Genomic DNA, 23,918 nt, shown 5'->3' with positions numbered 1-23,918 from the left:
GGGGTGGCATCAGGCCCTGGGCGGCTCTTTTTCGAACAGCTGGCGCATGACCTCCAGATAGCGCCGCGCGCCCAGGCCCAAGGGCCGCGGTTTGACCCAGATGATGTCAACCCACAAGCGTAACCGGCTGGCCATGTTGTCGAAGCGCACCTCGGCCAATGCGCCCGAGGCAATCAACGGCTCAACCAGCGGCTGCGGCAGGTAGGCCCAACCCAGGCCGGATTGCACCAGGTCCAGCGTCGCCAGGTAGCTGTCGGTCAGCCAGATCCGCCTCGACAGCACCATGCGCGGGTCGGAGCCGGTGGCTTTGCCGGAGGCCACGATGATTTGCCGTTGCTCGGCGAATGCCTCTTCCGGCAGCGGCGTGCCGTTGTTGCGCCCGGCGGGGTGGCGCGGTGAAGCAACGGCCACCAGCAGTTGGCTACCGGCTTCAAGAAACGACTCGCGCTCATCGATCCCGGGCCGTTCGAATACCAGGGCCAACTGCACGCTGCCGTCGTGCAGCAAGCGTATGGCTTCGGCTTGGGTGGCCGAACGTACTTCGATCTCAAGGCTGGGGAATTCCTGCGCGAGGGTTTCCAGGGGCTGGCTCCAGCGGCCGGTCTGTAGCTCGGGCGCCATGGCGATGGTCAGGCGTTTTTCCAGCCCCTTGTGCAGTTGCAGGGCCTGGGCGTCCAACAAGTTGAGCTGGCAGATCACCTGCCTGGCCTGCGGTTCGAGCGCCAGTGCTGCGCTGGTCGGCAAGGCTTTGCGTGTGGCACGGTCGAACAGGGCCAGGTCCAGTTCTGCTTCCAGCTGGGCGATGGCCATGCTCACGGCCGAAGGCACGCGCCCCAGCTTGCGTGCGGCTGCAGAAAACGACCCTGCCTCCAGTACCGCCAGAAAGACTGCAAGAGAGTCGCTGGTAAAGGCCATCGTCAGAACCCTCCTTGGCGGGCTACAAGTCTTCCGACAGGATACGGTCCACGCTGTCGACAAAGTAGTCCACGCTCGCCTGGGTGGTACACATCGGCGGTTTGATCTTGAGGATGTTCAGGTAGTCGCCGGTCGGTTGCATGAAGATGCCCAGCTCGCGCAGGCGATCGCACAGCAGCAGGGTCTCCTCGGTCGCCGGCTCCAGCGTCTGCCGGTCGCGCACCAGCTCCAGGCCCAGGTAGAAGCCCGAGCCATGCGCTGCGCCGGCGAGCGGGTGCTTGTCGACCAATGCCTGCAAGCGTGCCTTGAAATAGCGCCCGGTGTCGCGGGCGTTGTCCCACAGCCCTTCCTCCTGCATCACGTCCAGCACCGCCATGCCGATGCGGCAACTGACCGGGCTACCCCCCGCCGACGAGAAGAAGTAGCCCTGCGCCTCCAGCGCCTCGGCTATCTCACGCCGGGTGATCACCACGCCCAGCGGCTGGCCGTTGCCCATGCCCTTGGCCATGGTGATGATGTCGGGCACCACGCCTTGTTCCTCAAAGCCCCAGAAGTACTCGCCCAGCCGGCCATAACCGACCTGCACTTCGTCGGCGATGCACACGCCGCCCCGGGCGCGAACCTTGGCATAGGCGTCGGCCAGATAGCCCGCGGGCAGCGAGATGCCGCCGGCATTGCCGTACACCGGCTCGCAAATGATGCCAGCCAGCTGACGGCCTCGGCCATCGAGCTCGGCCAGCTTGGCATCGACGTCACGCAGGTAGTCGGCGGCGCTGTCGGCACCGCGAAAACGCCCACGGAAGGTGTTCGGCGCCTCGACCGGGTGCACCCAGTCTGGCCGGGTCTCCAGTGCCTGCGGGTTATCGGCGATGGACGTTGATATGGCGTCGGTGGCCACCGACCAGCCGTGGTAGGCCTCCAGCACGCTGAGCAGGTCGCGCCCGCCGCTGTAGGCCCAGGCCAGGCGGATGGCCAGGTCGTTGGCCTCGGTGCCGCTGTTGACCAGAAACACCCGGTCGAAGCCTTCCGGCGCCAGTTTGAGCAGGCGTTCGGAGAACTCGGCGATGGCGGCGTAATGGAAGCGCGAGTTGGTGTTGAGCAGCGACCACTGCCGCGCCGACTCGGCCACCATGCGTGGGTGGCCATGGCCAAGCACGGCAACGTTGTTGAGCATGTCCAGGTACGAACGGCCCTGCATGTCGACCAGGTAGTTGCGCCAGCCGCGTTCGATATGCGGCGGTTGCGCGTAGTAGTGCTTCTGCGAGCGGGCGAAGCTTGCGTCGCGGCGTGCCAGCAGCGCCTGCGGGTCGGGCAGCGCTTCGGCGTCGCAGTCAACGCCTAGCAGCGCGGCAGGCGACGGGCATAGCGCCAGCCAGGCTGCGGCCTGGGAGGGCGTGGCGAAGAAGGGAGGGCGGGTAGCGTTATCCAGGCACAGCTGTACGCTGAGCACGCCATGGCTGCTACCCAGTGGTTGACCTTTTGCTACGGCTTGGCCATCCACCGGGGCATCTTCCAGACCCGTGAGCCACAAGGCCCAATGCGGCGTGTGCAGGCAGCCGCGGCCATCGCCATGACGCTGCCAAGTGCCGGCCTCGGGTGCCTGCAGCAGGGTGCCGTTCGGCACCTGCAACTCCACACCCAGCGCGCAGGTGGCAGGTTCTTCGGGGCGGTCGATATGGGTTTGTGACAGGCGATACTGGCCATGCAGCGTGCTCGCCGGGGTCGGTTGTGCGGCCAGCAGGTGCTGATCGAAACCTGGCTGCTCCCAGTTGCCCGCTTCGCAGTGCGGGCTGAGCACGCCCAGGTCGAGGCGTGCGACCGGCTGGCCGACCAGTTCGGGCAACAGGGGTGCACAACCGGCCAGCTCGGGCTTGCCGGGTTGAAGATTGGCCGCTTGCAGGATAGCCGCCTCCATCAACGCGAAAGGCACGGCGGTAGCGGTGTCGAAAATTTCCCATTCATGCGCGATGTTGTTGCGGATGTACTGGTTGCCCGGCGCTACGGCGAGCTGTTGCTCGCTGCTCAGCACCAGTACCGCGGCGCGGTTGAGTACCAACGGCCACAGGGCCCGCAGTTCGGCCTCGCTAAGCGGGTTGAGCGCCTGGTAGGCACGCACCGCCGGCAGAATGCGCAGCGGGTCGCCTTCGGCATGGTGCAGCAGCGCAGCGCAGGTCACCGACAGGTCGGCGATGCGCCAGGTGCGCAGCAGGTCGCCGAAGTCGATCACGCCCTGCAATTGCCACTGGCGCTCGCCATCGCGGGCCCACACGGCGTTGTCGTCGGTCACGTCCAGATGCACGGCCTGGCAGGGCAGTTGGTCGGCCAGCGGTGCCAGGTGCGCAGCGGCCAGTTGGGTGGCTTGCTCGACCCGGACGCGTTGGCCTGCGTCCTGTAGCACGGGCAGCAGGTGCTGGATGAGTGCCTGGGCGTGCTGCGGATCCCACTGCAGGGTGCGGCTCAGGCCTGGGTGGTCAAAGTCGGCCAGGGCGTTGTCCAGCCGTGCGCAGAGCCCGCCCAGTTCAGCCATCAGGCGTGGTGGCATGTGTTTGAGGCGGGTCAGCGGCTGGCCGTCGATGTAGTCGAGCAGGCGTACGCGCAGTGGTTGGCCGGCGATGTCCAGTGCCAGCAGCGCTTGGCCGGTTTGTGCGGGGCGTACTGCGGGTACGGGCAAGCCCTGTTCACGCAGGTAGGCCAAGGCGGCGTGCTGGGCTTCCAGTTCGACCTGGGCGTAGCTGCCGTGGCAGGCCTTGAGTACGAAACGGCCTTGGGGGGAATCCAGGCGGAAGTTCAGGTCCTGCTGGCTGCCCAGCGACGTCAGGTTGCCAGCCAGGTTGTAATGGGTCTGCAGCAAGGCGTGCGCCTGGGCTTCGCTTAGCGAGGGGCTGGGCATGGCGGAGCGCTGGATCAGGGTGGCCAGGGCAGGGGCGGCTGGGTTTTGGCTGGGCATTGGGGGCTACCGTTGGTGCTGGGAGGCGGTAGGGAATTTATGCCCGTTTTGGTTGATGATGGAAGACGATTGTTGTCAGAATTTTTGATGATGAGGTGCATGTCGAAAAATTTGCAGCGCCTATGAGATCGAGCGCCGCCCGCGCGGCGCTTCGCGGGGCCAGCCCGCTCCCCCATCTGTTTCGGGCCAGTTATGCCTGAAGCATTGGCGCGCGGCGCCTTTGGTGCTCGCCTCGATATCGCGTCGTACAAACAAGGGGTCGCGCGCCTATTTAACAGGACTCATTGGCCCGAAACAGATGTGGGAGCGGGCTGGCCCCGCGAAGCGCCGCGCGGGCGGCGCTCGATCTCATAGGCGCTGCTAATCTAACGACATGCCCTTGTAGCCTTCACCTCACCTCAAAAGCTGGCCTTCACCGACACCATGAAATTACGCGGTTCCCCATAGTAGTTGCCAAAGGTCTCTGTCCCGATGCTGGCGTAATAGCGCTTGTCGAACAGGTTGTTGCCGTTAAGCGCCACCGACCAGGTCTCATCGATCCGGTACCCGATCCGCCCATTCCACACCGCATAGCCCGCCTGGCTGATCTTCTCGCCACTGGCCGGCGAAAGCCGGAAGTTGTCACTTTGCGCATTCACCCCGGCGCCAATGCTGACCCGCTCCAATGCCCCCCCCAAGGTGTACTCACCCCACAAGCGCAACACATGGCGAGGCACATAGCTGTTGAACGCTGCGCCATTCAAACTGCTGTCGATATCATCCAGCGTCTTGGTCTGGGTATAGGTGTACCCCGCCAGCAACTGCAGCCGCTCGATCACTTCACCGCTGAGCTCGGCCTCGAACCCTTGGGCACGCACCCGGCCGGCGTTCACGTAGCAATAACCATCGGATGACGGGCAAGACGAGTTGAAGTCGGTTTGCGCCTGGTCTTTCTGAATGGTGCGGAACAGGTTGAAGGCGCCGTTCAAACGGCCGTCGTACCAGGCACCCTTGATCCCCAGCTCATAGCTCTGGCCCACCAGTGGTTTGAGGGTGGAGCCGTCTTCTGCCCGGTAGTTGCCTTGCGGGGTGAAGATGTCCGAGTAGCTGGCGTAGGCCGTCAGGTTCTCGTTCAGGTCCAGCAGCACGCCGGCAAATGGTGTGACCTGCCCGGTCTCACGGGTGTTGGAGGGCTGCGATTCACCGCTTCTGATGAAGACGGAATCCGTCTTGGAGTCGTACCAGCTCACCCGGCCACCGACCACCACGGTCAACGGGTCGGCCAGTTTCAAGCGCAGGGTCGAGTAGAGGCCCTTTTGCGTGGTCTTGCTCTTGACCGGCCCGCCGCGCGACGAGTTTTCGATGAAGTAACTGTCATCGGGCTCGGGGATGAACTTGTCGGGGTTGAACACATTCTGGCGCTGCGGCAGAAACGCCACCGAGTAAAAGTCGTCCTTGTTCGAGCGGCTGGCGTTCATGCCCAGCACCAGTTCATGTTGCTGGCCGAACGCGTCGAACTTGCCATCCAGGTAGGCGTCCAGGCCGTAGTCGACCTGGTCGTAGTCATACATGCTGCCCAGCATGCCGGTGGTGTCGATGCCGGGCGTTACCGCGCCCGAAGCGAACGCGTACTTGATGTCCTGGGTGTTCTTTGTATAAACACTGGCAACTTTGAGCTTCCAGTCTTCATTGACCTGGTGGGTGAGGTCGCTGAACACGGTCGTGCGCTTGCTGCGCCAGGTGTTCCACGAGGGGTCGAGGCAGGTCGAGCGGCTGAGGTTGAGGTCGCTGCGGTCCTTGTAGCGCGGCAGGCCACCCCAGCACGGGTTGGCGTCGACATCTTCATAGGCAATGCCCAGCCCCAGGGTCGTGTCGGGGCTCAGGTCGAAGTCGAGCGCGCCGTAATACACCTGGTCCTTGCGGTTGGCGTCGTCTACAAAATAGTGCCGGCTCTGCTCGGCCACCACCGCCCGGCCACGCAGGGTGCCGGCCGCGTTCAGCGGGCCGCCGGTGTCGATCTGCCCGCGGTAGTTGTCCCAGCTGCCACCGGACAAGGTGATGTCGGTATGCGCGTCGGCAAGGCCACGCTTGCGCACGAAGTTCACCCCGCCTGCGGTGCCGCCCGAGCCCTTCATCATGCCTGCAGCGCCGCGCAGCACTTCGACCCGGTCGTAATACGCCATGTCACTGCTGAAGCTGTCGGCCTGGACATACAGGTTGCCCATGTCCAACGGCACGCCGTCGTACTGGTACTGGCCCGACATGCGGAACCCGCGCGAGTAGAAGTATTTGCCGCCCATGGTCGAGTCGTACACGGTAATGCCCGGCGTCTTCTCCATGACCTGGTCGATGGTGTACAGGTTCTGGTCGTCCATCATCTTGCGCGTCATCACCGTGACCGATTGCGGCGTCTCTTTCAGCGAGTGCTCGCCCTTGCCGATGGTCACCGCGCCGGTGGTGTACGAGCCGCTGTTTTCAGTGGTCGCGCCCAGCACCTGGCTGGTGATGTTGGTGGCCCCCAGCTCCATCGCCGAACCCGAAGACGGCACGGCCCGCAGCACATAGGTACCGTTTGACTGCGGCTCGGCCTGCATGCCGCTGCCTGCCAGAATCTGGGTGAAGCCTTCGCTGACACCGAATGCCCCTTTGAGCCCTGCGCTGTGCAAGCCGTCGGTCTGCTTGGCATCGAACGACAGCGCAGCCCCCGCTGCACTGGCATAGCGGCTGAGCACTTCGGTCAGGCTGCCCCCGGCAATGTCGAACGTCCTGACGCCGTTCTGCTGCACCGGCACCTGTGCCGCGAACGTCATCATGGGCCAGGCACCCGCAGTGGTTGCCGCCAACAGCCCGATTTTTACCGCCGTCGCCAGACGACCACGCTTGAACACTCCAGACATGCCAATCCTCCCCCAGAAAACGATCAATGAATCCCATTGGGGGATGAGCCGAACGATGCGAACAAAAAGTGCAAAAGCGCCGGAAGTTTTTTCAACTCACAGCGCCAGTGGGCTGTCAGGGGGTGACACGTTGACCCAAAAACGGCTGAAGCGCGTGACGCGCAGCGCAAAGCCGCTTTCCAGCGCCGCCAGCGCTCGGTCGGTGTCATCGATGGGGAATGCGCCCGAGACCTTCAATTGCGCAATGCGCGGGTCGCAGCGCAGCACCCCGGTGCGATAGCGCGACAGGTCGGCAAGCAGTTCGGCCAAGGGGCGATCGAGGGCAATGATGCTGCCTTGCTGCCAAGCCCCCACAGACGCGTCGTTGCGCCGTAGTGCCCCCACCGAGCGGTCAGAAAAGGCAATGGATTGCCCAGCCTCCACACGCACGGCCAGAGCACCGCTGGCCGCCCTGACTTCCACCGCTTTTTCGAGGACCGCCACTTCACCGCCCAGCGCTTGGGCGCGCACGATAAAGCGCGTGCCCAGCGCGCGTACCTGGCCATGCCGGGTGCGCACCGTGAACGGCCGTTGCGCGGGGTCCACAGCAGTGGTGACCAGAATCTCACCGCGCAGCAGTTCCAGCACCCGTTGCTGGCCGTCGTACTTGAGGTTCACCGATGTGTCGGTGTTGAGCAGCAGCGAGCTGCCATCGGCCAGGCGAAATGTACGGCGTTCACCGACGGCGGTGCGGTAGTCGGCAAACTGTTGCTGGGCAGTGTCGCTGCGCCAACCCAGCCAGCCCAGCGACGTCGCCGGCACTAGCACGACCACACTGCGCAGCAACTGGCGCCGAGAGCGCTCGGCACCGCGCAGGGCAGGTGCCGCCAGGGCGCCGGGCACGCTTGTCATCTGCTCGCCCACGGCGGCCATGCGTTGCCAGGATTGGCGGTGAACCGGGTCGGCAACCAGCCAGTCGTTCCAGGCGCGGCGGTCGGCATCGGTTGCGATGCCCGAATGAAGCCTTGCGTACCAGCGGGCGGCGACGCTGATGGCTTGCAACTCGGCAGGCGAAAGGCTCATGCCTGTTGCAACTGCATCAAGCAGCAATGCTCCATGGCCTTGGCCATGTAGTTGTTGACGCTGCGTACGCTGATGTTCAGTTGCTCGGCAATCTGCGGGTAGGTCAGGCCATCGAACTGCGACAGCATGAACACTTGCTTGACCTTGGTGCCAAGCCCTTGCAGCAGGCGGTCGATTTCCACCAGTGCCTGCAACAAAATTGCCTGTTCCTCCAGCGAAGGCTGCAGCGCTTCGGGCAGGGTAGCCAAGGCCTCCAGGTAGGCTTGCTCCAGTGAACGCCGGCGGATCAGATCGATCAACAGGCCTTTGGCGATTCTCGACAGGTAGGGGCGCGGCTCGCGAATGTCCAGCGCGCTGCGTGCCTTGATCACCCGCACGAAGGTGTCTTGCGTCAGGTCGGCGGCATCGAACGCATTGCCCAGGCGCTTGCGCAGCCAGCCATTGAGCCAGCCGTGGTGCTCGCAGTACAGGTCGTTGACGGCGCTATGCAGGGATAGATCGTTGGCGGACATGGTGATGGAATAGTTCGCGAGTGGTAATGAATCTTATTGTCGTGCGGCCTGTGGTTGCTTTGCAAGCGCCGCGCCGCTGACGAATGTGTCTTTGCCCTCCACGAACGGGTCGCTGCCCTACAGCGATTGAAGAAACGCACGAATCGCCTGGCGCGCCTGGGCACCGAGCGCTACGTAGCGTTGCCGGGCTATTTCGGCCTCACCGCCATGCCAGACAATGGCCTCCTCCAAAGGCTTGAACAGCACCGCCTCGAAACCTCAGCCTGATGTATCAACTTCCAAAAACGCCGCTTCCAGCAATTGCCGCGTATACGCATGCTGCGGCGCATGGAAGATGGCCTGCGCATCCCCTTGCTCCACCACCTGCCCCTGCTTGATCACCATCAGCTGATGGCTCAACGCCTTGACCACTGCCAGGTCGTGGCTGATGAACAGGTAGGTCAGGTTGTACTTCTGCTGCAGGCTGCGCAGCAACTCCACCACCTGCCGCTGCACCGTCCGGTCCAGCGCCGACGTCGGTTCATCCAGCAGAATCAACGCCGGCTTCAGCACCAGCGCCCGTGCAATCGCAATGCGCTGGCGCTGGCCGCCGGAGAACTCGTGCGGGTAACGGTGCCGGGTGCGCGGGTCCAGCCCCACTTCCTCCAGCGCCGCAATGATCGCCGCCTCTTGCTCTTCAGCCGTACCGATGCGGTGAATCCGTAGCCCTTCGCCCACGATGTCCGCCACGCACATACGTGGGCTCAGGCTGCCGAACGGGTCCTGGAACACCACCTGCATCTGCCGCCGCAGCGGGCGCACGTCCTTCTGGTTCAACCCTTCGAGGTGCTGGCCATGAAAGCGAATGCCGCCCTGGCTTGAAATCAACCGCAAGATGGCCAGCCCGAGTGTCGACTTGCCCGAGCCACTCTCACCGACAATCCCCAGCGTCTGCCCCTGGGGCAAGCTGAAGTTGATGCCGTCCACCGCCTTCACATGGTCGACCGTGCGCCGCAAGAAGCCTTTCTTGATCGGGAACCAGACCTTGAGGTCATCCACTTCAAGCAACGGCGCACCGACCGGGTTGTGGGCAGGCTGGCCGCTTGGTTCGGCATTGATCAGCATCTGCGTGTAGTGATGCTGCGGCGCACTGAACAGCGTCGCGCAATCGGCCTGCTCGACAATCTGCCCACGTTGCATCACGCACACGCGGTGGGCGATCCGCCGCACCAGGTTGAGGTCATGGCTGATCAACAGCAGCGCCATCCCCAGCCGCGCCTGCAGTTCCTTGAGCAGGTCGAGAATCTTCAACTGCACGGTCACATCCAGTGCCGTGGTCGGTTCATCGGCAATCAGCAGCTCCGGCTCGTTGGCCAGCGCCATGGCGATCATCACCCGCTGGCGCTGGCCGCCCGACAGTTCATGGGGCAGTGCCTTGAGGCGTTTGTGGGGGTCGGGAATACCCACCAGCTCGAGCAGTTCCAGGGTTCGTGCGGTGGCTTGCTTGCCGGTCAGGCCCTTGTGCAGCAAGAGGATCTCGTTGATCTGCTTCTCGATGCAGTGCAAGGGGTTCAGCGAGGTCATCGGCTCCTGGAAGATCATCGCAATGCGGTTGCCACGAATATGCCGCAGGGCCTTCTCGCTCTGCTGCAGCAGGTCCTTGCCCTCGTAGTGGATGCTGCCGCTGGGGTGGCGGGCGAGGGGGTAGGGCAGCAGGCGCAGGATCGAGTGGGCGGTCACCGACTTGCCCGAGCCGCTCTCGCCGACCAGGGCCAGGGTCTCGCCCTTGCGGATGTCGAAGCTGATGCCGTCGACCACGCGGTTGACCTGCTCGCCGGTGACGAACTCCACCGCAAGATCACGCACTTCGATCAGGTTGTGTTCGCTCATGTCATTTCCTCGGGTCGAAGGCATCGCGGGCGGATTCACCGATGAACACCAGCAAGCTCAGCATCACCGCCAGCACGGCGAAAGCACTGATGCCAAGCCACGGCGCCTGCAGGTTGGATTTGCCCTGGGCGACCAGCTCGCCCAGCGACGGCGAGCCGGCGGGCAGGCCGAAGCCGAGGAAGTCCAGGGCGGTCAGCGTGCCGATGGCGCCCGTGAGGATGAACGGCATGAAGGTCATGGTCGAGATCATCGCGTTGGGCAGGATGTGCCGGTACATGATCGCGCCGTTGCGCATGCCCAGGGCGCGGGCGGCGCGCACGTATTCGAGGTTGCGGCCACGCAGGAACTCGGCGCGCACCACGTCCACCAGGCTCATCCACGAGAACAGCAGCATGATCCCCAGCAGCCACCAGAAGTTGGGCTGCACGAAACTGGCGAGGATGATCAGCAGGTACAGCACCGGCAACCCCGACCAGATTTCCAGGAAGCGCTGGCCGGCAAGGTCCACCCAGCCCCCGTAGAACCCCTGCAGGGCGCCGGCGATGACGCCGATGATGGAGCTGAGGATGGTCAGCGTCAGGGCGAACAGCACTGAAACGCGGAAGCCGTAGATCACCCGCGCCATCACGTCGCGGCCCTGGTCGTCGGTGCCCAGCCAGTTGTCCGCCGAAGGTGGGGCCGGCGCCGGCACCTTGAGGTCGTAGTTGATGCTCTGGTAGCTGAACGGGATCGGCGCCCACAGCACGAAGCTGTCCTTGTTGGCCAGCAGCTCGCGGATGTACGGGCTTTTGTAGTTGGCTTCCAGCGGGAATTCGCCGCCGAAGGTCGTCTCTGGGTAGCGCTTGAAGGCGGGGAAGTACCACTCGCCGTCGTAGCGCACGGCAATCGGTTTGTCGTTGGCGATCAGCTCGGCACCCAGGCTCAGGCCGAACAGGATGAGGAACAGCCACAACGACCACCAACCTCGGCGGTTGGCCTTGAAGCGCTCGAAGCGCCGGCGGTTGAGAGGGGACAAGGCCATGTCAGTGCTCCCGGCTGGCGAAGTCGATACGTGGATCGACCAGGGTGTAGGTCAGGTCGCCGATCAGTTTCACCACCAGCCCGAGCAGGGTGAAGATGAACAGGGTGCCGAAGACCACCGGGTAGTCGCGGTTGATCGCCGCCTCGAAGCTCATCAGGCCCAGGCCGTCGAGCGAGAAGATCACCTCGATCAGCAGCGAGCCTGTGAAGAAGATACCGATGAAGGCCGAAGGGAAGCCGGCGATCACCAGCAGCATGGCGTTACGGAACACATGCCCGTACAGCACCCGGGAGCGGCTCAGGCCCTTGGCCTTGGCGGTGACCACGTACTGCTTGTTGATCTCGTCGAGGAAGCTGTTTTTGGTCAGCAGGGTCATGGTGGCGAAGTTGCCGATGACCAGCGCGGTGATGGGCAGTACCAGGTGCCAGAAGTAGTCCAGCACCTTGCCGGTGGTGGACAGCTCGTCGAAGTTGTTCGAGGTCAGTCCGCGCAGCGGGAACCAATCGAAGTAACTGCCGCCGGCGAACAGCACGATCAGCAGGATGGCGAACAGGAACGCCGGGATGGCATAGCCGACGATGATCGCCGAGCTGGTCCAGACATCGAAGTGGCTGCCGTGGCGCACGGCTTTGGCGATGCCTAGGGGGATAGACACCAGGTACATGATCAGCGTGCTCCACAACCCCAGCGAGATCGACACCGGCATCTTCTCGATGATCAGGTCGATGACCTTGGCATCGCGGAAGAAGCTGTCGCCGAAGTCCAGCTGGGCGTAGTTCTTGACCATGATCCACAGGCGTTCGGGCGGCGATTTGTCGAAGCCGTACATGCGCTCGATCTCGGCCACCAATGCCGGGTCCAGGCCCTGGGCGCCGCGGTAGCTGGAGCCGGCCACGGAGACCTCGGCACCGCCACCGGCGATGCGGCTGGTGGCGCCTTCGAAGCCTTCGAGCTTGGCGATCATCTGCTCGACCGGGCCGCCAGGCGCGGCCTGGACGATGATGAAGTTGATGACCAGGATGCCGAACAGGGTCGGGATGATCAGCAGCAGGCGGCGCAGGATATAGGCCAGCATCTCAGTTGGCCTCGGCCGGGGTGGCGTCGCTGACAGCCGGGGTCACGCCGGGCTTGATCCACCAGGTGTCGATGCCGATGTCGTACTTGGGCGACACCTTGGGGTGGCCGATGTGGTTCCAGTAGGCCACGCGCCAGGTCTTGATGTGCCAGTTGGGGATCACGTAGTAGCCCCACAGCAGTACCCGGTCGAGCGCGCGCGCATGGTTGATCAGGCTCTGGCGTGATTCGGCATTGATCAGCCGCTCTACCAACTGGTCGATGGCCGGGTCGCGCAGGCCGATGAAGTTGCGGCTGCCAGGATTGTCGGCAGCGGCACTGGACCAGAACTCGCGCTGTTCGTTGCCCGGCGAATTGGACTGCGGGTAACCCCCGACGATCATGTCGAAGTCGCGTGAGCGCAGGCGGGTGATGTACTGCGAAACGTCGACCCGGCGGATGTTCAGGTCAATGCCCAGGTCGGCGAGGTTACGCTTGAACGGCAGCAGGATGCGCTCGAACTCGGTCTGTGCCAGCAGGAACTCGATGGACACCGGCTTGCCGTCCTTGTCGACCATCTTGTCGTCGACGATCTTCCAGCCGGCGTCCTGCAGCAGCTTGTAGGCCTGGCGCTGCTGTTCGCGGATCATGCCGCTGGCGTCGGTGACCGGGTTGCGGAAAGCCTCGCTGAAGACCTGCTCGGGCACTTTGCCGCGCAGCGGTTCGAGAATTTTCAGCTCGTCAGGCGTGGGCACGCCCCGGGCGGCCATGTCGGAGTTTTCGAAGTAGCTGCCGGTGCGGGTGTAGGCACCGTTGAACAGCTGCTTGTTGGTCCACTCGAAGTCCAGCAGCAGGCTTAGCGCCTGGCGCACGCGGATGTCCTGGAACACCGGTTTGCGCAGGTTGAAAATGAAGCCCTGCATGCCGGTGGGGTTGCCGTTGGGCAGCTCTTCCTTGATCAGGCGGCCATCGCGGACCGCCGGGACGTTGTAGGCGGTGGCCCAGTTTTTTGCGCTGACCTCCAGCGCATAGTCGAACGCCCCGGCCTTCAATGCCTCCAGTGCGACGGCCGTGTCGCGGTAGGAGTCGAAGGTCATGGCATCGAAGTTGAACTGGCCGCGGTTGATCGGCAGGTCCTTGGCCCAGTAGTCCTTGACCCGCTCGTAGCGGATGGTGCGCCCGGCCTTGACCTCGGCGACCTTGTACGGGCCGCTGCCCAGGGGGATTTCCAGGTTGCCGCGGTTGAACTCGCGGCTTTCGTACCAGTGCTTGGGCAGTACCGGCAGTTGGCCCAGAATCAGCGGCAGTTCGCGGTTGTTCTGGTGCTTGAACTTGAACAGCACCCGTAGCGGGTCTTCGGCGACCACTTCGGCGACGTCGCCGTAGTATTGGCGGTACAGCGGTGCGCCGTCCTTGATCAGGGCGTTGAAGGTGAACACCACATCCTCAGCGCGCATCGGGTGGCCGTCATGGAAGCGCGCTTCGGGGCGCAGGTAGAAGCGTACCCAGCTGTTGTCCGGGGCCTTTTCGATCTTGCCGGCGACCAGGCCGTATTCGGTGAACGGCTCGTCCAGGCTCTGGCGCATCAACGTGTCGTAGATGACGCTGATGTTCTCGGCCGACACGCCCTTGTTGATGAACGGGTTGAGGCTGTCGAAGCCACCGAAGCTGGACTGGCGGAAGGTGCCGCCCTTGGGGGCATCCGGGTTGACGTAGTCGAAGTGCTGGAAGTTGGCCGGGTACTTGGGCGCCTCGTCGTAGAGCGTAAGCGCGTGTTGCGGCGCGGCCAGGGCCGGAAGGCTCAGGCAGGCCAGCAGCAGGCTGCCGGCCAGCCGGCGCAGGCGGTGCGTTGGCATCATTGGGCTTTCTCCGAAGTCTTGATCCACCAGCTGTTCAGCCCGAGGGTATAGGGCGGCGTGGTGACAAAGGCGAACCGGTTGCGGTAGGCCAGGCGGTGATTGTCGAGGTACCAGTTGGGGATCATGTAGTACTGCCATGAAAGCACGCGGTCCAGGGCGCGGGCGGCGGCCACCTGGTCATCGCGGGTGCGCGCGGCGAGCAAGGTGTCGAGCAGATGGTCGACCACCGGGTCCTTGACCCCAGCATAGTTCTTGCTGCCTTTGGTCGCGGCCTGGCTTGAGTGAAAGTACAGCCACTGTTCGAGGCCGGGGCTCAAGGTCTGGTTCAGGGTCATCAGAATCATGTCGAAATCGAACTGGTCCAGGCGTTGTTTGTACTGGGCGCGGTCCACGGTACGCAAGCGTGCGTCGATACCGATGCTGGACAGATTTTCGACATAAGGTTGCAGGATGCGTTCGAGGTTGGGGTTAACCAGCAGCAACTCCAGGCGCAGTTGCTGGCCTTTGCTGTCCACCAGGCGCTGGCCGTTCAGCTTCCAGCCGGCTTCGCCGAGCAGGCTCAGGGCCTGGCGCAGGGTCTGGCGGTTGATGCCGCGGCCGTCGGTCTGGCTGACTTTGTAGGGTTCGCTGAACAGTTTTTCCGGCAACTGATCACGGAACGGTGCCAGCAACAGCCACTCCTTGCCGGTGGGCAGGCCGGTGGCGGCGAATTCGCTGTTGGGGTAGTAGCTGGTCGAGCGGCGGTAGGCGCTGCTGAACAGGGCGCGGTTGGTCCACTCGAAGTCGAGCATCAGCCCCAGCGCCTGGCGCACTCGGGGGTCGCTGAAGGCTACCCTGCGGCTGTTCATGAACAGGCCTTGGGTCTGGGTTGGGATGCGGTGCGGGATTTGCGCCTTGATCACATCGCCACGGCGTACCGCCGGGAAGTTGTAGCCATTGGCCCAGTTCTTTGCCTGGTGCTCGATGTAGATGTCGAACTCACCGGCCTTGAACGCCTCGAACGCCACGGTGGCGTCGCGGTAGAACTCGTACTCGACCCGGTTGAAGTTGTACTTGCCGCGGTTGACCGCAAGGTCCTTGCCCCAGTAGTTCTTTACCCGCTCGAACACCAGGCGGCGCCCAGGCAACACCTGGGTGATGCGATAGGGCCCACTGCCCAGCGGCGGCTCGAAGGTGGTGGCCTTGAAGTCGCGGCCTTGCCAGTAGTGCTTGGGCAACACCGGCATTTCACCCAGGCGCAGGATCAGCAGCGGGTTGCCGGCACGCTTGAAGACAAAGCGAATACGCAGGGGCCCGAGGATGTCCACCCGCTGCACTTCTTGCAGGTTGGTGCGGTAGATGGGGTGGCCATCCTTGAGCAGCGTGCGATAGGAGAACGCCACGTCCGCCGCGGTGATCGGGCGGCCGTCATGGAAGCGTGCCTGCGGGCGCAGGTTGAACACCACCCAGCTGCGGTCTTCGCTGTACTCCACCGAGCGCGCGATCAGGCCGTAGCTGGAGGTGGGTTCGTCGCCCGAGGGGTCGTACTGCCCGGTGCCGATCATCAGCGGTTCGTTCAGTTCGCTGATGCCGTACTGCTGGAAGTTCGGTGTGGTAATCGGGCTCGAACCCTTGAAGGTGTAAGGGTTGAGCGTGTCGAAGGTACCGAATGCCATGGCCCGCAAGGTGCCGCCTTTGGGCGCTTGCGGGTTGACCCAGTCGAAGTGGGTGAATGTGGCTGGGTACTTGAGCATGCCGAACTGCGCGTATCCGTGGCTTTCGCTCACCATCGCGACGGCGGGAAAGCTCAAGGCCAGGCTGAGTGACAGCAGGAGGGGACGTATCAAGTCGGCATCCGATCCAGAGGCGTTGGGCTTTGATCGAGTACAGTAACAGCTTGGTGGGGTTGGAAAAAGAGAGGTTTTGAAGGCGGTTGATCGTTTGAGGAAAGCTAAACCTGCAGGAGCGGCCTTGCGTCGCGAAAGGGCCGCAAAGCGGCCCCTGGCATTACATCAGTGAGAGAGGTAAACGGTCAGCGTCTGCCCTGGCTTGAGCGCATGCCCGCTGCGCGGGTTCCAACGCTTGAGGTGTTTCATTTCGACATTGAAACGCTTGGCCACCAGGTACAGCGAGTCACCCTTGCGTACTTTGTACTGGGTCGAGCGTTTCGAGGACGCCGCCACCCGGTTACCGGCGGCACTCGGCGCATTGCCGCCGCGCAGAGCCAGTACCTGGCCGGCCCGGAGGCCGTTGCCGGACATACGGTTCCAGCGCTTGATGTCCCTGACCGATACGCGATTCGCCTTGGCAATGCTGCCCAGGTTGTCGCCACGCTTGACCCGGTAGCTGCGCGCTGCCACCGGGGCCTTGGCTTCGGCCACGGCGCGGGCGAACACGGCCTTGTTCGGCTGCAGGCTGATCAACTGCTCAGGCTTGAGGTTGGACAGGCTGGCGGACAGCAGTTGCGCCTTGGCGGTGGGCACCAGCAATTGCTGGGGGCCGTCTACAGTCATGCGCTTCTTGAAGGCCGGGTTTAGCTGGATCAGCTCGTCTTCGTCGATGTCGGCGAACGCCGCAACGCGCGAAAGGTCGAGGCGATCATTGATGGCGACCGCCTCGAAGTAGGGTTCGTTGGCAATCGGGTTCAAGTTGACGCCATAGGCATCCGGAGTGGACACCACCTGCGACAGGGCCAGCAGTTTAGGCACGTAGTCGCGGGTTTCCTGCGGCAGGGGCAGGTTCCAGTAATCGGTTGGCAGGCCGAGCTTTTCGTTGCGTTCGATGGCGCGGCTGACCGTGCCTTCACCGGCATTGTAGGCGGCCAGGGCCAGCAGCCAGTCGCCGTTGAACATGTCGTGCAGGCGGCTCAGGTAGTCCAGCGCGGCGTTGGTCGAGGCGGTCACGTCGCGACGGCCGTCATAGAAGTTGGTTTGGCGCAGGTTGAAGTGGCGGCCGGTGGACGGGATGAACTGCCACATGCCTGCCGCATGGGCGCGCGAGTAGGCCATCGGGTTGTAGGCGCTTTCGATGGCTGGCAGCAGCGCGAGCTCCAGCGGCATATCGCGTTCTTCGAGGCGCTCGACGATGTAATGCAGGTAGAGGCTGCCGCGCTCGCCGGCGCTTTCGATGAAGCGCGGGTTGCTGGCGAACCAAAGGCGCTGCTGCTCGATGCGCGGGTTGACGTCGATGCTGTCCTGCAGGGTGAAGCCCTGGCGCATGCGCTCCCACACGTCCTGCGGCGCCTGCTCGGCCGGCTTGATCAGCAGCGGGGCCGGTTTGTGCTTGATCCGCGCCTGATAGTTGTGCGCGCGAACGCTATCGGATTCGTCGAGCTGACGGGTGCTCTGGCAGCCCACCAACGTGGCGGCCAGGGCCAGCGCACTGATTTGGGCCAGACGCGTCAGGGCGACGGAATGAGAGGTTCTGCGGCTACGGGAAGACATCGGCTGGGACAGGTATCCGGGCGAAAAATTTCGGCGATTCTAGAAACCGCTACCGGCCTGGTCAACCTTTGACCCTCACATGCGATATATCTTGAGGTTATCAGAAGGTGTCCTTCCAAGACCTCAAGGCAGCAAAAACAGCGACATGCGTGGTGTTTGAATGTCCCTTCCATTCGTCTGCTTTTTGTTTAACGGATGTTTCAGTCGTGCGAATAAAGGGGTTGGTAAGCCGTTCCAGGCCAATCGTTGATGGCAATGTGATGCGATTGTCGGCGCGTAGCCGGGTAACCTCGTCGAAGCGCTGCAGAACGTGCGGGTTTTGTGGCTCCACCGCCTTGGCAAAGCGCAGGTTGCTCAGCGTGTATTCGTGGGCGCAATACACCTCGGTGTGCGCCGGCAGGGCGGCCAGGCGCTGCAGGGAAGGGTGCATCTGTTCGGCAGTGCCTTCGAACATGCGCCCGCAACCGGCGGCGAACAGCGTGTCGCCACTGAACAGCAGGGGTGTGGCTGGTTGCGCTGTGTAAAAGGCGATATGCCCCAGCGTATGGCCGGGTACGCCGATGACCTGGAACGCTAGGCCCAGCACGCTGATTTCATCGCCGTCCGCCAGTGCAGCATCGCGGGCGGGAATCTGCTCGTTGGCCGGGCCGTAGACCTTGGCGCCGGTCAATTGCTTGAGCCGTTCGACGCCGCCGACATGGTCGTTGTGATGGTGGGTCACGAGGATATCGCTCAATACCCAGTCGGGGTTGGCCGCCAGCCAACGTTCCACTGGGCCGGCGTCGCCGGGGTCAACCACCGCGCAACGGCGTTTGGCAGTATCCTGTAACAACCAGATGTAGTTGTCGGAGAAAGCGGGTAGAGCATCGATCTGTATCATGGTGCGGATCCGTATCGCCAAGCGTGGGACATGAGGGCATCTTAGCCGCGATGGCGTGGCACGAGAACCTTCGAGGGAGAACGCAATGACCGACCAAGCCTTTGCCCAGGCCGACCCCGATTGGGTCGAGCTGATCAGCCTGGCCCGTGAGTGGTTCAATGGCCCGCTCGGCCAGTTGATGCTCAAAGAAGAGGAAAAACTGCTGGAAGAAGAGCTGGGGCGCTTCTTTGGCGGTTACCTGGTGCACTATGGGCCCTGTGCCGAAGCACCGCCCAGCGCGCCCCAGGTGCAGCGCAACGTGCGCCTCGGGGCACCCTTGCCGGGCGTGGAAATCGTCTGTGAAGAGCAGGCCTGGCCATTGAGCGAGCATGCTGCCGACGTGGTGGTGCTGCAGCATGGCCTGGACTTCAGCCTCACCCCCCATGGCTTGTTGCGCGAGGCCGCCAGCGCCGTTCGCCCGGGTGGGCACCTGCTGATTGTCGGCATCAACCCCTGGAGCAGTTGGGGCATGCGCCACCTGTTCAGCCATGGCGCCCTGCGCAAGGCCCGCTGCATCTCGCCTTCGCGGGTTGGCGACTGGCTCAACCTGCTCGGCTTCGCGCTGGAGAAACGCCGCTTCGGGTGCTATCGTCCGCCGCTTGCCTCGCCGGCCTGGCAGCAACGCCTGGCAGGCTGGGAGCGGGTGGCGGGCGGCTGGCAAATTTCCGGCGGCGGCGTGTACCTGCTGGTGGCGCGCAAGATGGTGGTCGGCCTGCGGCCGTTGCGCCTGGAGCGCCGCGAACCCATGGGCAAACTGCTGCCGCTGCCGCTGGCCAAGGTCAACCGTACGGCGGCCAATCCTGATACTGAAAAGCACTGAACAAGAGTGGTACATGAGCGATAGCGTCGAAATGTTTACCGATGGCGCCTGCAAGGGCAACCCTGGCCCTGGCGGCTGGGGCGTGCTGATGATCTACAAGGGCGTCGAGAAGGAACTGTGGGGCGGCGAACGCGAGACCACCAACAACCGCATGGAGCTGATGGCCGCGATCCAGGGCCTGATGTCGCTCAAGCGTGAATGCGAGGTAGTGCTGACCACCGACTCGCAGTACGTGATGAAAGGCATCAACGAATGGATGGTCAACTGGAAGAAACGGGGCTGGAAGACTGCAGCCAAGGAGCCGGTGAAAAACGCCGACCTCTGGCAGTTGCTCGACGAACAGGTCAACCGGCACAAGGTGAGCTGGAAGTGGGTGCGCGGCCACATCGGCCACCCGGGCAACGAACGGGCCGACCAGCTGGCCAACCGCGGGGTCGATGAGGTGCGCGCCCAGCGTTGAGCTGGGGTACAATCGCGTCCTTTGTAACTGATGCAAGTTGGAGCCCCCCGCGTGGAGCAGCAGCAAGATAAACGCCTGGTCATTCTCGATACCGAAACCACCGGCATGCCGGTCAGCGAAGGCCATCGCATCATCGAGATCGGCTGTGTCGAGGTCATGGGCCGTCGCCTGACCGGGCGGCATTTCCACGTCTACCTGCAACCGGACCGCGAGAGTGACGAGGGCGCCATCGGCGTTCACGGCATCACCGACAGCTTCCTGATCGGCAAGCCGCGCTTCGCCGAGGTTGCGGATGAATTCTTCGAGTTCATCCAGGGCGCCACGCTGGTCATCCACAACGCGGCGTTCGACGTTGGCTTCATCAACAACGAGTTCGCCCTGCTGGGCCAGCACGACCGCGCCGACCTTGCGCAGCATTGCACCATCCTCGATACCCTGCTGCTGGCGCGTTCCCGTCACCCGGGGCAGCGCAACAGCCTCGACGCGTTGTGCAAACGCTACGACATCGACAACTCGGGCCGCGAGCTGCACGGCGCACTGCTCGACTCGGAACTGCTGGCCGACGTTTACCTGGCAATGACCGGCGGCCAGACCAGCCTGTCGCTAGCCGGGCAAGGTGCTGACGGCGACAGTGACGGGCAGGGCGGTGGCGGCAGCGAGATCCGCCGTATTACCGGCCGTGCACCTGGGCGGGTGATCATGGCCAGTGCCGAAGAGCTGGAGGCGCATGCCGAACGGCTGGCGGCGATCGCCAAATCGGCGGGGGCGCCGGCGATGTGGCAGGCGTTGAGCGAGGCACCTGCATCTTGACCATGCGCCCTTTGTAGGAGCGGCCTTGCCGGGGCGCCGGACCGGTCGGAAAGGGGCGCGTAGCGGCCCCGTCAATCTCTGCAGCGACATAGAACCTGGGGCCGCTACGCGACCCTTTCGCGACGCAAGGCCGCTCCTACAACTACCCTGAAAAGGACACCCCGTCCTGCAGAGGTAGCTGCCTGATGTATAAGGACCTCAAGTTCCCCATCCTCATCGTCCACCGTGCGATCAAGGCCGACAGTGTTGCCGGTGACCGCATCCGGGGTATCGCCGAGGAGTTGCGCCAGGACGGCTTTGCCATCCTGGCCGCAGCGGACCACGCCGAAGCGCGCCTGGTCGCGGCCACCCACCACGGCCTGGCCTGCATGCTGATCGCCGCCGAGGGCGTGGGCGAGAACACTCACCTGCTACAGAACATGGCCGAGCTGATTCGCCTGGCCCGTTTGCGCGCACCTGACCTGCCGATTTTTGCGTTGGGCGAACAGGTCACCCTGGAGAACGCCCCCGCCGAGGTCATGAGCGAGCTGAACCAGTTGCGCGGCATTCTCTATCTGTTCGAAGACACCGTGCCGTTTCTTGCGCGCCAGGTGGCACGCGCCGCCCACAGCTACCTTGACGGCCTGCTGCCGCCGTTTTTCAAAGCCTTGGTGCAACACACCGCGCAATCCAACTACTCCTGGCACACACCGGGGCACGGCGGCGGTGTGGCCTACCACAAGAGCCCGGTGGGCCAGGCCTTTCACCAGTTTTTTGGCGAAAACACCCTGCGTTCGGATTTGTCCGTTTCAGTGCCGGAGCTGGGTTCGCTGCTAGACCACACCGGCCCCTTGGCCCAGGCAGAGGCCAGGGCTGCACGCAACTTCGGTGCCGACCACACGTTTTTCGTGATCAACGGCACCTCCACTGCCAACAAGATCGTCTGGCACGCCATGGTCGGCCGTGATGACCTGGTGCTGGTGGACCGCAACTGCCACAAATCGGTGGTCCACGCGATCATCATGACCGGGGCCATTCCCATTTACCTGTGCCCCGAGCGCAACGAGCTGGGCATCATCGGCCCGATACCCCTCAGTGAGTTCAGCCCCGCATCGATCCGGGCGAAGGTCCAGGCCAACCCCCTGGCGCGTGATCGCGGGCAGCGGATCAAGCTGGCAGTGGTCACCAACTCCACCTACGACGGCCTGTGCTACCACGCCGGGATGATCAAGCAGACGCTGGGGGCGAGTGTCGAGGTGCTGCACTTTGACGAGGCCTGGTTCGCCTACGCGGCGTTTCACGAGTTCTTCGAGGGGCGCTATGCCATGGGCACGGCTTGCGCGGCTGACAGCCCGCTGGTGTTCAGCACCCACTCCACGCACAAGCTGTTGGCGGCCTTCAGCCAGGCGTCGATGATCCATGTGCAGGAGGGTGCCAGCCGCCAGCTGGACCGTGACCGCTTCAACGAAGCGTTCATGATGCACATCTCGACGTCGCCGCAGTACAGCATCCTAGCGTCACTGGACGTGGCCTCGACCATGATGGAGGGGCCGGCCGGGCGCTCGCTGTTGCAGGAAATGTTCGACGAGGCGTTGAGCTTTCGCCGGGCGCTGGCCAACCTGCGCAAGCATATTGCCGCTGCCGACTGGTGGTTCAGCATCTGGCAACCGCCAGCGGCAGAGGGCATACAGCACCTTGCCGCGCAGGACTGGCAGCTTCAGCCGGGGGCTGAGTGGCATGGTTTTGGTGAAGTGGCGGGCAACTACGTGTTGCTCGACCCGCTGAAGGTGACCTTGGTCATGCCCGGCTTGAGCGCAGGGGGTGTGTTGGGCGAGCAGGGCATTCCGGCGGCGGTGGTCAGCAAGTTTCTATGGGAGCGCGGCCTGGTGGTGGAAAAAACCGGCCTGTACAGCTTCCTGGTGCTGTTCTCCATGGGCATCACCAAGGGCAAGTGGAGCACCTTGCTGACAGAGCTACTGGAGTTCAAACGCCACTATGACGGCAATACCCGGTTGAGCGCCTGCCTGCCGAGTGTGGTGGCAGCGGACACTTCACGTTATCAAGGCATGGGGTTGCGCGAGCTGTGTGACCAGCTTCACGAGTGCTACCGCGCCAATGCCACGGCCAAGCAGCTCAAACGGTTGTTCACAAGCTTGCCGGAGGTTGCCGTCAGCCCGGCACGGGCCTATGACCAGATGGTACGCGGCGAAGTGGAGGCGGTGCCGATCGAAGCGCTGCTCGGCCGTGTCGCAGCGGTGATGCTGGTGCCGTATCCGCCCGGCATTCCATTGATAATGCCGGGAGAGCGGTTCACCGAAGCGACCCGCTCGATACTCGACTACCTGGCGTTTGCCCGAGCTTTCAACGATGGCTTCCCGGGTTTCGTTGCCGACGTGCATGGCCTGCAGAACGAAAGCGGTCGCTACACCGTGGACTGCATCAAGGAATGCGAATGATCTCGACGCCGGTCTGTGCCAGCTCGAAACGGTTTTCGCCCAGGTGGTTGACGCGGTCGCCGATTGCCAGGCGGTAGGTGGTGATCGGTGCGCCCAGCGCGCTGCCGTCGACCTGGAGGGTGGACTCCTGGAACTCGTGGACGGGGTAGATGCGGCCTTCGGCGTCACGGGCGTGGAATTGGCCGACCATTACTGCTGCCATTTGGGTGAAAACCTCTGAATTACGTAGGAAATATCTGCAAACATAGACCGTACAAGATACCCGGAAGTTTTCCCCTCGTGGAAAAAAAACCAAAGCGGCGAGAAACGGTCATCTATAACTACAACGTCTCTTAGCCAGCAAAGGTTGGAAATCGCCATGAGCCAGGTGTATTCGGTAGCGGTCGTCGTCGGCAGCTTGCGCAAGGATTCCTACAACCGCAAGGTAGCCCGCGCACTTTCGGAGCTGGCGCCGTCCAGCCTTGCCTTGAAGATCGTCGAGATTGGCGACCTGCCCCTGTATAACGAGGACGTCGAGGCCAACGCACCTGAGCCCTGGCAGCGCTTTCGCGAGCAGATCCGCGGCAGTGATGCGGTGCTGTTCGTCACGCCGGAGTACAACCGTTCGGTGCCGGGTTGCTTGAAAAATGCCATCGACGTCGGCTCGCGGCCCTATGGTCAAAGCGCCTGGAGCGGCAAACCGGCTGCGGTGGTGAGTGTGTCGCCGGGGGCGATTGGCGGTTTTGGCGCCAACCATGCCGTGCGCCAGTCGCTGGTGTTTCTCGACATGCCCTGCATGCAGATGCCTGAGGCGTACCTCGGTGGCGCGGCCAACCTGTTCGAGGATTCGGGCAAACTCAACGACAAGACCCGGCCGTTTCTGCAGGCCTTTATCGACAAGTTCGCCTCGTGGGTGAAGTTGAACAGGGCGGTTTGAGGGTGACGGCAATGGGCCGCAC

19 protein-coding genes are annotated in these 23,918 nt (G+C 63.5%); 5 read left to right on the top strand and 14 right to left on the bottom strand.

Annotated elements, in window-relative coordinates:
- Nucleotides 1–9: 9 nt before the first annotated feature.
- From HU770_RS05740 to gloB, 13 genes are all read right to left on the bottom strand, one after another.
- Complete coding sequence (locus HU770_RS05740; protein ID WP_033699229.1) at nt 10–915, bottom strand: LysR family transcriptional regulator; 906 nt, start codon at nt 913–915, stop codon at nt 10–12.
- 22 nt (nt 916–937) lie between these two features.
- Complete coding sequence (locus HU770_RS05735; RefSeq protein WP_186663252.1) at nt 938–3,862, bottom strand: aminotransferase; 2,925 nt, start codon at nt 3,860–3,862, stop codon at nt 938–940.
- A 398-nt stretch (nt 3,863–4,260) separates the two neighbouring features.
- A complete protein-coding gene (locus HU770_RS05730; RefSeq protein WP_186663250.1) occupies nt 4,261–6,738 on the bottom strand; it encodes a TonB-dependent siderophore receptor in 2,478 nt (825 codons plus the stop codon).
- Between the two features lie 96 nt (nt 6,739–6,834).
- The gene (locus tag HU770_RS05725; protein WP_186663248.1) at nt 6,835–7,800 is read right to left on the bottom strand and encodes a FecR domain-containing protein; all 966 of its coding nucleotides are present in this window, start codon (nt 7,798–7,800) and stop codon (nt 6,835–6,837) included.
- Entirely contained in the window at nt 7,797–8,312 is a 516-nt protein-coding gene (locus HU770_RS05720) for a sigma-70 family RNA polymerase sigma factor (protein WP_156310922.1), read from the bottom strand. The genes HU770_RS05725 and HU770_RS05720 overlap by 4 nt, the downstream gene beginning before the upstream one ends.
- 117 nt (nt 8,313–8,429) lie before the next feature.
- Nucleotides 8,430–8,558 (bottom strand): di-heme oxidoredictase family protein, encoded by a 129-nt coding sequence (locus tag HU770_RS05715; RefSeq protein ID WP_186663240.1) that lies wholly within the window; start codon nt 8,556–8,558, stop codon nt 8,430–8,432.
- A 12-nt stretch (nt 8,559–8,570) separates the two neighbouring features.
- Nucleotides 8,571–10,181, bottom strand: coding sequence for an ABC transporter ATP-binding protein (locus HU770_RS05710; protein ID WP_047581242.1), 1,611 nt, complete (start codon nt 10,179–10,181; stop codon nt 8,571–8,573).
- 1 nt (nt 10,182) lies between these two features.
- The gene (locus tag HU770_RS05705; protein ID WP_033699218.1) at nt 10,183–11,202 is read right to left on the bottom strand and encodes an ABC transporter permease; all 1,020 of its coding nucleotides are present in this window, start codon (nt 11,200–11,202) and stop codon (nt 10,183–10,185) included.
- 1 nt (nt 11,203) lies between these two features.
- Nucleotides 11,204–12,277: a microcin C ABC transporter permease YejB gene (locus tag HU770_RS05700; RefSeq protein WP_033699217.1), complete on the bottom strand. Its 1,074-nt coding sequence runs from the start codon at nt 12,275–12,277 to the stop codon at nt 11,204–11,206.
- A gap of 1 nt (nt 12,278) precedes the next feature.
- The gene (locus tag HU770_RS05695; RefSeq protein ID WP_186663238.1) at nt 12,279–14,114 is read right to left on the bottom strand and encodes an extracellular solute-binding protein; all 1,836 of its coding nucleotides are present in this window, start codon (nt 14,112–14,114) and stop codon (nt 12,279–12,281) included.
- The gene (locus tag HU770_RS05690) at nt 14,111–15,940 is read right to left on the bottom strand and encodes an extracellular solute-binding protein (RefSeq protein WP_202883658.1); all 1,830 of its coding nucleotides are present in this window, start codon (nt 15,938–15,940) and stop codon (nt 14,111–14,113) included. Before HU770_RS05690 ends, HU770_RS05695 begins: the two co-directional genes overlap by 4 nt.
- Before the next feature lie 165 nt (nt 15,941–16,105).
- Complete coding sequence (locus tag HU770_RS05685; RefSeq protein WP_186657368.1) at nt 16,106–17,536, bottom strand: lytic transglycosylase domain-containing protein; 1,431 nt, start codon at nt 17,534–17,536, stop codon at nt 16,106–16,108.
- Between the two features lie 100 nt (nt 17,537–17,636).
- Entirely contained in the window at nt 17,637–18,416 is a 780-nt protein-coding gene (gene gloB / locus HU770_RS05680) for a hydroxyacylglutathione hydrolase (RefSeq protein ID WP_186663314.1), read from the bottom strand.
- A gap of 85 nt (nt 18,417–18,501) precedes the next feature.
- Here gloB and HU770_RS05675 point away from each other — a divergent pair, with 85 nt between their 5' ends.
- The 4 genes from HU770_RS05675 to HU770_RS05660 all read left to right on the top strand — a co-directional run bounded on the left by HU770_RS05675 (nt 18,502) and on the right by HU770_RS05660 (nt 22,980).
- On the top strand, nt 18,502–19,275 hold the full coding sequence (locus HU770_RS05675) for a methyltransferase domain-containing protein (protein ID WP_186657371.1): 774 nt from the start codon (nt 18,502–18,504) through the stop codon (nt 19,273–19,275).
- 13 nt (nt 19,276–19,288) lie between these two features.
- Nucleotides 19,289–19,735, top strand: a complete 447-nt coding sequence (gene rnhA / locus HU770_RS05670) for a ribonuclease HI (protein WP_033699205.1) — start codon at nt 19,289–19,291, stop codon at nt 19,733–19,735.
- Nucleotides 19,736–19,786: 51 nt separating this feature from the next.
- Nucleotides 19,787–20,545, top strand: a complete 759-nt coding sequence (gene dnaQ / locus HU770_RS05665; RefSeq protein ID WP_186657382.1) for a DNA polymerase III subunit epsilon — start codon at nt 19,787–19,789, stop codon at nt 20,543–20,545.
- 185 nt (nt 20,546–20,730) lie between these two features.
- Nucleotides 20,731–22,980 (top strand): Orn/Lys/Arg decarboxylase N-terminal domain-containing protein, encoded by a 2,250-nt coding sequence (locus HU770_RS05660; RefSeq protein ID WP_186657385.1) that lies wholly within the window; start codon nt 20,731–20,733, stop codon nt 22,978–22,980.
- On the opposite strand, the gene HU770_RS05655 is transcribed toward HU770_RS05660, so the two are convergent.
- Nucleotides 22,964–23,182, bottom strand: coding sequence for a hypothetical protein (locus HU770_RS05655; RefSeq protein ID WP_033699199.1), 219 nt, complete (start codon nt 23,180–23,182; stop codon nt 22,964–22,966). The genes HU770_RS05660 and HU770_RS05655 overlap by 17 nt on opposite strands.
- A gap of 156 nt (nt 23,183–23,338) precedes the next feature.
- Here HU770_RS05655 and HU770_RS05650 point away from each other — a divergent pair, with 156 nt between their 5' ends.
- Complete coding sequence (locus tag HU770_RS05650; protein ID WP_033699197.1) at nt 23,339–23,896, top strand: NAD(P)H-dependent oxidoreductase; 558 nt, start codon at nt 23,339–23,341, stop codon at nt 23,894–23,896.
- The last annotated feature ends 22 nt before the right edge of the window (nt 23,897–23,918 follow it).

This window comes from Pseudomonas sp. SWRI68, from assembly GCF_014269165.1.
In the GTDB taxonomy this organism is placed as follows: domain Bacteria; phylum Pseudomonadota; class Gammaproteobacteria; order Pseudomonadales; family Pseudomonadaceae; genus Aquipseudomonas; species Aquipseudomonas capeferrum.
Note: the sequence above shows the minus strand (reverse complement) of the source record. Positions and strands in the feature narration are given on the sequence as shown.

What these genes read in the sequence shown, in the direction of transcription:
- HU770_RS05740 (WP_033699229.1), bottom strand. Translation starts at nt 915, where the DNA reads ATGGCCTTTACCAGCGACTCTCTTGCAGTCTTTCTGGCGGTACTGGAG.
- HU770_RS05735 (WP_186663252.1), bottom strand. Translation starts at nt 3,862, where the DNA reads ATGCCCAGCCAAAACCCAGCCGCCCCTGCCCTGGCCACCCTGATCCAG.
- HU770_RS05730 (WP_186663250.1), bottom strand. Translation starts at nt 6,738, where the DNA reads ATGTCTGGAGTGTTCAAGCGTGGTCGTCTGGCGACGGCGGTAAAAATC.
- HU770_RS05725 (WP_186663248.1), bottom strand. Translation starts at nt 7,800, where the DNA reads ATGAGCCTTTCGCCTGCCGAGTTGCAAGCCATCAGCGTCGCCGCCCGC.
- HU770_RS05720 (WP_156310922.1), bottom strand. Translation starts at nt 8,312, where the DNA reads ATGTCCGCCAACGATCTATCCCTGCATAGCGCCGTCAACGACCTGTAC.
- HU770_RS05710 (WP_047581242.1), bottom strand. Translation starts at nt 10,181, where the DNA reads ATGAGCGAACACAACCTGATCGAAGTGCGTGATCTTGCGGTGGAGTTC.
- HU770_RS05705 (WP_033699218.1), bottom strand. Translation starts at nt 11,202, where the DNA reads ATGGCCTTGTCCCCTCTCAACCGCCGGCGCTTCGAGCGCTTCAAGGCC.
- HU770_RS05700 (WP_033699217.1), bottom strand. Translation starts at nt 12,277, where the DNA reads ATGCTGGCCTATATCCTGCGCCGCCTGCTGCTGATCATCCCGACCCTG.
- HU770_RS05695 (WP_186663238.1), bottom strand. Translation starts at nt 14,114, where the DNA reads ATGATGCCAACGCACCGCCTGCGCCGGCTGGCCGGCAGCCTGCTGCTG.
- HU770_RS05685 (WP_186657368.1), bottom strand. Translation starts at nt 17,536, where the DNA reads ATGTCTTCCCGTAGCCGCAGAACCTCTCATTCCGTCGCCCTGACGCGT.
- gloB (WP_186663314.1), bottom strand. Translation starts at nt 18,416, where the DNA reads ATGATACAGATCGATGCTCTACCCGCTTTCTCCGACAACTACATCTGG.
- HU770_RS05675 (WP_186657371.1), top strand. Translation starts at nt 18,502, where the DNA reads ATGACCGACCAAGCCTTTGCCCAGGCCGACCCCGATTGGGTCGAGCTG.
- rnhA (WP_033699205.1), top strand. Translation starts at nt 19,289, where the DNA reads ATGAGCGATAGCGTCGAAATGTTTACCGATGGCGCCTGCAAGGGCAAC.
- HU770_RS05660 (WP_186657385.1), top strand. Translation starts at nt 20,731, where the DNA reads ATGTATAAGGACCTCAAGTTCCCCATCCTCATCGTCCACCGTGCGATC.
- HU770_RS05655 (WP_033699199.1), bottom strand. Translation starts at nt 23,182, where the DNA reads ATGGCAGCAGTAATGGTCGGCCAATTCCACGCCCGTGACGCCGAAGGC.
- HU770_RS05650 (WP_033699197.1), top strand. Translation starts at nt 23,339, where the DNA reads ATGAGCCAGGTGTATTCGGTAGCGGTCGTCGTCGGCAGCTTGCGCAAG.